Below are 6,247 nucleotides of genomic sequence, written 5' to 3' on the forward strand. Positions count from 1 at the left end.
GATGAACAAACCGAACGGATTCGTAGCCGTACAAACGATCAGCCTGCCGTGGCCGGTGCGCTGGCCGGCATGGCGATCGATCCTGCCGTGGTCGTCGCTGACCGTGCCGGCACTGCTGTTGCTGGTCTGGTCGGCGCTGTCGGCCAGTGGCTGGATTTCGCCGCAATTGCTGCCGTCGCCGCTGACCGTCGCCGACGCGGGTATTGCGTTATGGCAGGACGGCGAGTTGCAAGGACATCTGGGCGTGAGCCTGTCGCGGCTGGCGGTCGGCTTCGGAATCGGCGCGCTGGGCGGGTTGGCATTCGGCGCGGCGCTGGCCGTGTCTCGCAATGTCGAGGATTACGCTGGCGGGCTGTTCCACCTGTTCCGGCACATCCCGACGATTGCGCTGATTCCGCCTTTCATCCTTGCCTTCGGGGTCGGCGAGACGTTCAAGATCCTCATCGTCGTCAAGGGCGTGTTCTTCCCGGTGGCGATCGCCGCGCACGATGCGGTACGGAACATTCCGCGCGGCTACTTCGAGGTTGCGCGGCTGTACAAGCTGTCGCGGCCGGCCGTCATCCGCCACCTGCTGCTGCCGGCCACGCTGCCGTCGATCCTGACCGGCCTGCGCATCGGGCTGGACCGCTCGTGGATGCTGCTCGTCGTTGCCGAGCAGATCGCCGCCGAGAACGGCATCGGCCAGATGATGGAAATGGCGCGGCAGATCTTCCGTATCGACATCGTCATGCTCGGCGTCGTCCTGACCGGCGTGATCGGCTTCGCGCTCGACCGCAGCGTGCGTCAGCTCGAAACCCTGACCACGCGCTGGAAGCGCTGAGGAGGCGATGATGAGTCTTTTCGCAGAACGTTTACGCAAGGGCAAGCCGCTGGTGCTGCCGCTGCTGCTGCTCGTGCTGTGGCAATGGCTGTCCGGACAGGGACCGGCCTACGCCATGGTCTTCGTGCCGGCCGGGCAGATGCTGGCCGGCATCGACGAACTGCTTTCCAGCGGAGAGCTTGGCCATGCGCTGGCGGCCAGCGTGTCGCGGATGGCGCTGGGGCTGGTAATCGGTGCCGGGTCGGGATTTGCGCTGGCCGTGGCAACCGCATCGCTGCGGCCGCTCGACCGTGCGCTGACGCCGGTCCTGAACGCCGTGCGACAGGTGCCGCTGCTGGGCTGGGCGCCGTTACTGGGGCTGTGGCTCGGTAATGGCGAGCCGGCCAAGCTCTTTGTCATCGCCATGGCGGCCTTCTTTCCGACCCTGCTGGGTACGTATGAAGGACTGCGTGGCGTCGACCGGCGCTATCGCGAGCTGGCGGCGATCTCGAAGCTGTCGCCGTGGCAGGGCTTCGTGCAGGTGTCGCTGCCGGCGGCCAGCCCGAACGTGCTGACCGGGGTGTCGCAATCGCTGGCGGTGGCCTGGATGGCGGCCGTCGGCACCGAGCTGCTGTTTGCCGCCGGCCCGGGCCTCGGCACGCTGATGTTCACTGCCGAAACCGGTGCGCGCATGGATGTGGTGCTGGTGTGCGTAGCCGTGATCGGCGTGCTCGGCTACACGCTGAGCCGCTTGTTCGAATGGCTGGCGCGCTGGCTGCTGCGCTGGCGCGACGCGGTGTCGACCTGAGCGCCGCAGCCGTTTCCCATTTCCGCCTGAACGGGCACTGACGAATCAACAAGGAGCACATGATGTCGGACAAACACACCAATCCGCAGATCGAACTGGCGGACTTCATCGCGCAGGCGCAACGCGACTTCGCGCAGGCCAGCCGGGTGCTGCGCGAAACGCGCACGCTGTCGGCCACCAATACCTTCCAGGCGATCACCCGCGTACCCGGTCAGGACGCACTCGTGGTGCAGTCGGCGTCGGGCCCGTGGGACGACGACGCGGCCGAGCCGGCGGTGATCCGTTTCGACGGGACGCCGCTTTCCGGCAACGGCCGGCAGGGTGCCGGTGGCGCGCGCTACAGCGCGGTGTTCGCGCAGCGGCCCGAAATCGGCACCGTGATCCACGTGCATACGCCGTATCTGGGCGGCTGGGCCAGCGCCCACCGGGTACTGCCGATCCGCTATGCGCCGGCCCAGCGGGTGACGCTGGCACGCGAGATCCCGGTCTATATCGACCGGCGGCCGAGCGAAGCCAGCTTCATCCTCGACCGGATCGCCGAAAACCCGCACACCCCGGCCATTCTCGAAGCCAATGGCGGCGCGACGTTCTGGGGAACGGACATCCTTGCCGTGTCGAAATACATTCTGCTGCTCGAAGAAGCGGCGTACTTCCAGGGGCTGGCCGAGCAGCTCGGCGGCGGCAAGGAATTCGGCCCCGGCGTGCTGGAGCAGCAGTGGCGCATGGGCGGGTTGTATCCGGCAGCAGCGGGTTGAGTGAGCGGCCGAGTCAGGCTGTGCTCGACCACGGGCGGCATCCGGACGTTTCGCCGCCCGTATGTTTCAGATTGTGTTTTAAAATAGCGAACGACATAACAAGCTTATGACCACGGAGCTGGTCATGCGTGCGCAGGCGACTGGCCTACCGAACAATAAGTGACGGAAGCATACGGTCATACGTGTCTTGTGTGGTCGTCAGCTTTTCGGCCGAGATTACCATTAATTGTGTAATGGCTCGATAGTTGGAGTGGGAGGACTCGGGTTCAGTAGATAAATGCCTGCCTCACGCCGCAGCCTGTTCAAAGGTTTCGGAACTGACGCCGCTCGGATGGCTGCTAATTACAGCCTTTCTTTTCCAGTGCCCGCCTCGCAGCTGCAATCGTCGAATAGTTATTCAACGGCTCAAGGCAGCTGGTATCTTGCGACAAAAGCAATTTTCCACTCGCATCTTTATTAAAGCGAACCAGAAATGTCGTTTTGTACAGAGGGTCTGGAAAAGCAAGTAGGCCATTGGAAGCGCAGTCTTGCCCTGCCATGCATGTCCATCGACTGTCATAATAACTGGCCACGATTAGCATGCCATGCTTAACTGCTTTTGCAGGTGCCATTGCATGAACGTCAAAGCACGAAGGCTTGGCAACTATATAATCGGGTTGCGGTATTTTCAATGGCTGCACCGCAACTAGTTTGCTGTTTGAATCAAACACAAACAAATGGCATTCGGCAAAATTGACGATCGACTTAACGCACTCTGAGTCTCTCAGTGCTTTATCTGGAGGAGCGTCAACGCTACAAGCCGGCGGCGGGGTTGTATCCGACCGAAAAGCTTTGACATAGGAATAGAGAACGTCATGCTCATCCAATCGCCAAGCGTATTCTGTATGTGACGTCACAGCAGTTAGACCAACGTTGCTAGTTCTACCGTCCTCGTACAAATAAGGTGCGCCATTCTTAAGTACGTATGCATCAAGTTCGGATCGCTGAATTGAGCGTACATATTGTTCGGCCTTTTTGGGGCTGATCGCTTGCTCTAGTGTCAGTTGAGCATGCGCTGGGGCAGTGCCCATCACGGCGAGCAAAGGTAGAAGGAAAATCTGTTTCACACTGCACTCCCTAAATTAGATGATCGTAGGCATCTTTTGCGTATCGTCGTCGATTCAGTGCCGGACTGTCCGCCGCTGGACGATATGTGTTATCGGGTTGTCGACGTCCCAATTCACCTGCATTCACCTTAGCGGTGACACGGTCGATATGGTTGTCAGTAATCCCATCATCCGCAGGGTTCATGCATTCGTTAGCGGTCCAGAACCATACGGCAGAACGTAGAGAATATGGGAAATTCAATAGCTCGTCCGGGTTTGCCTCAAAATCCTGCCAGCCAGCTGACCAAGAGCCCCTATAGTCATTAGTAAAGCTACGGTAGTTCCCTCGGCCGGTGACTTGTTTTAAGCCTCTGCCCCGATACAGCCAGCCATCCCTCGGCTGATTATTGCCGTTGCGTCCTCCGTAGGCCTTATTTGCAATTGTTTCTTGATCGGCACGGCGGGTGATATTACCCCTCGCATCTTTTTCATAGCCGTCTTGATCCGCTTCTGCATGGTGTGCTGAGTAGTAGCTGAATTTACTCTTCAATACTGAGGGGGCGTAATTGAGATTTTCAGAAGTTGCGGCCATTGTAGCGCCTGCCTCTTGGCGGATTTGCCCAAGAAAATGCGCTTGTCGCAACGTCGAGTTCAGGAAGTGTTTCCCGGAGATCCTGTTCAGCTCATCAAGCACCTGTGTCAAATAGGCATCTGCAATGCCGTTGAAAATTTTCTTCAGGTCCTTTCTCTGTAACCAAACACATTTCCGAAGGAAACCAATATATTCTGCCGGATGTACTCTCCAATCAGCAGCGAGGTACTCTGCGGGGAGGTCGGTAAAACTCAGGGCGCGCAAATGTGCTTCTTGCGCAGTCCATGCGTCGGGGTTGTCCTTAAAAGACTCGAGGTCAAGTAAAAACCCATATCGGGTTGAAATGCTATTTTGGTCCCATTCGCTCGGGAAACGGCAGATCATTCTTCGCAGTTTTCTGGCGACCTCACGATCGCCAAGCCGAGTAGCAAGCTGGACCACCTCTAACCGCTGAGCATTGCTTGTGTCGGAGTCTGCAATCAATTCTTTCAGGTGCGGGGAGTCGCAACGCTGATCGTTTGCTTGCGTATCGTCATCGATAAAATTCCAGCCCTGGATTGGCAAAAAGTCAGCATCGCTGAACTTGAAGCTTCCTTCCGCGTTGAGGTCGGCCCAAACGGGTTGTCCGTTGGGGCCTTGTATCTGACGCCAGTGGGCCACGTTGGCTGGCAAGGGATCGCGCTCCGTGAGACTGCGCCCCAAGTTCCGCCCGAATCGAAGGAGCTCATACCACCCGCTGAGGCTGCTGCTCGCTCGATCAGTTTGGGGCATGGCCTTGTGGCGACGGCTTGCTTCGTTGTAAAGGTTGTATTCGCCGTTTCGTAACGGAACCTCACCAAGAGACTGGCCCGTGACACTTAGGCTTTCTACGGTACAGTCGCCACTTGCATACCGCATGCGTACCCATAGCTCTTGACCAAGCGTGCTTTGGCTTGGGCTTCGCAGATGATTGGTTGGCGCATTACTTGATGTAGGCGTAGTAGCGGGTAGGTAGAACCAGATGTCGCCAAAAACGCAATCTCTACGACCATCTTCGGTTGGTGCCGGAATGGCCGTGGCATCTACCCAATCAGGGACTCGGCCGATCAATCGAGTTAGGTTATCTTGGTCAAAACAGATTTCTACGTGTAGTTGGCGTGTATGGCCATATATTCTCCCAGCCTCTCCAATTGCATCTTTGCGCGCAACTTTGTCTCCTGCTTTTAGTGCTCTCTTTTTTTTATCTGGGCCAGTCACGGAGGCCAATTGGCTTAGATGCATATAAAGACTGAAGTAGACTATTTCCGTCGTGTCTTGGCCATAGGCACCAATGTGAGTTGCATGGCGAAGAATGACGCAGCCGTTATCTGTCCAGCTAGTGCCTTCTCCGAACGGATTCAGATTCTGCGCATCGTTAACATCGTCGTTAGACTTCTTTGGCGTACCGACATATACAACCTCGCCATCCGCAATTGCCCGTGCGTGGGCTTGACCATCGGCCCCGGCTTGACCCTCTAAATGTTGTCCGTTATGCCAGAGCAGCTGATTGCTTAGAGGAAATGAGCCTTCCGGTGCCCCAGTGTTACTGATTCGAGAGGCTGGTGTCGTCATGGCCAAGGCAAGCCAGGCTTCTTCGGTTTGGTTTGCTGCTCGAGTTGGTAGGAATGGCGGGCTGATATGCATCACTTGTTCCTTAAAGCGAAAGCGGGTATTTCGCTTTTCTCTGTGTGTCAATGAGCAGTTCCGAGCGCGGTAAATTGTCGATCGGCATTTTCATGTTGGCTGGCCCATCGAAGCTGTGGCTTGCGCCTTTGACGTCGATTTTGCCCGGGCAATGAATCTCGATATTGCCGCCCTTTAAGCGGATGTACCCGCCACCAGAAGTCAGCAGGATTTCCTGCCCGGCATTGATCACGACCTTCTGGTTCGCCGTCTGCTGGATGTCCCTGGCCGCATTGATCTCGACGTTGTCGCTCTGCGCCTGCACCTGCACCTTGCCCTTGGCGGCGATCAGCTTCAGCGCGATCTGGTCTTTGACGCCGGCAACGAACAGGCTGATGTGTTCGCCGACGTTATGAATCCAGCGCCGGCCCGAGGTCTGCTGGGTGTCGCGCTGGGCGATCAGGTCGAGGTTGCTGCCGGCGGCGATGGCCTGGCTGTTCGGCGTGGTCTGGGCGAGGCCGGCGGGGGCGCTGACGACGACCAGCGGCTGTTGGCCGGCCTGGTCAC

General features: G+C 58.1%; 6 protein-coding genes. 3 read left to right on the plus strand and 3 right to left on the minus strand.

Annotated features, from left to right (window positions below):
* Window position 1: 1 nt before the first annotated feature.
* The 3 genes from IE097_RS11390 to IE097_RS11400 all read left to right on the plus strand — a co-directional run bounded on the left by IE097_RS11390 (window position 2) and on the right by IE097_RS11400 (window position 2,362).
* Window positions 2–820, plus strand: a complete 819-nt coding sequence (locus IE097_RS11390) for an ABC transporter permease (protein ID WP_189460785.1) — start codon at window positions 2–4, stop codon at window positions 818–820.
* A 10-nt stretch (window positions 821–830) separates the two neighbouring features.
* Complete coding sequence (locus tag IE097_RS11395; RefSeq protein WP_189460787.1) at window positions 831–1,607, plus strand: ABC transporter permease; 777 nt, start codon at window positions 831–833, stop codon at window positions 1,605–1,607.
* Window positions 1,608–1,669: 62 nt separating this feature from the next.
* Window positions 1,670–2,362, plus strand: a complete 693-nt coding sequence (locus IE097_RS11400) for a class II aldolase/adducin family protein (protein WP_189460788.1) — start codon at window positions 1,670–1,672, stop codon at window positions 2,360–2,362.
* A 338-nt stretch (window positions 2,363–2,700) separates the two neighbouring features.
* On the opposite strand, the gene IE097_RS11405 is transcribed toward IE097_RS11400, so the two are convergent.
* The 3 genes from IE097_RS11405 to IE097_RS11415 form a co-directional block, all read right to left on the minus strand.
* Complete coding sequence (locus tag IE097_RS11405) at window positions 2,701–3,468, minus strand: hypothetical protein (RefSeq protein ID WP_189460790.1); 768 nt, start codon at window positions 3,466–3,468, stop codon at window positions 2,701–2,703.
* Between the two features lie 10 nt (window positions 3,469–3,478).
* Window positions 3,479–5,701: a M23 family metallopeptidase gene (locus IE097_RS11410; protein WP_189460792.1), complete on the minus strand. Its 2,223-nt coding sequence runs from the start codon at window positions 5,699–5,701 to the stop codon at window positions 3,479–3,481.
* Window positions 5,702–5,711: 10 nt separating this feature from the next.
* Window positions 5,712–6,247 (minus strand): DUF2345 domain-containing protein (locus IE097_RS11415; RefSeq protein ID WP_189460794.1); only part of this gene is annotated, 536 nt, incomplete at its 5' end.

It is taken from the genome of Jeongeupia chitinilytica, from assembly GCF_014652315.1.
Taxonomy (GTDB): Bacteria; Pseudomonadota; Gammaproteobacteria; order Burkholderiales; family Chitinibacteraceae; genus Jeongeupia; species Jeongeupia chitinilytica.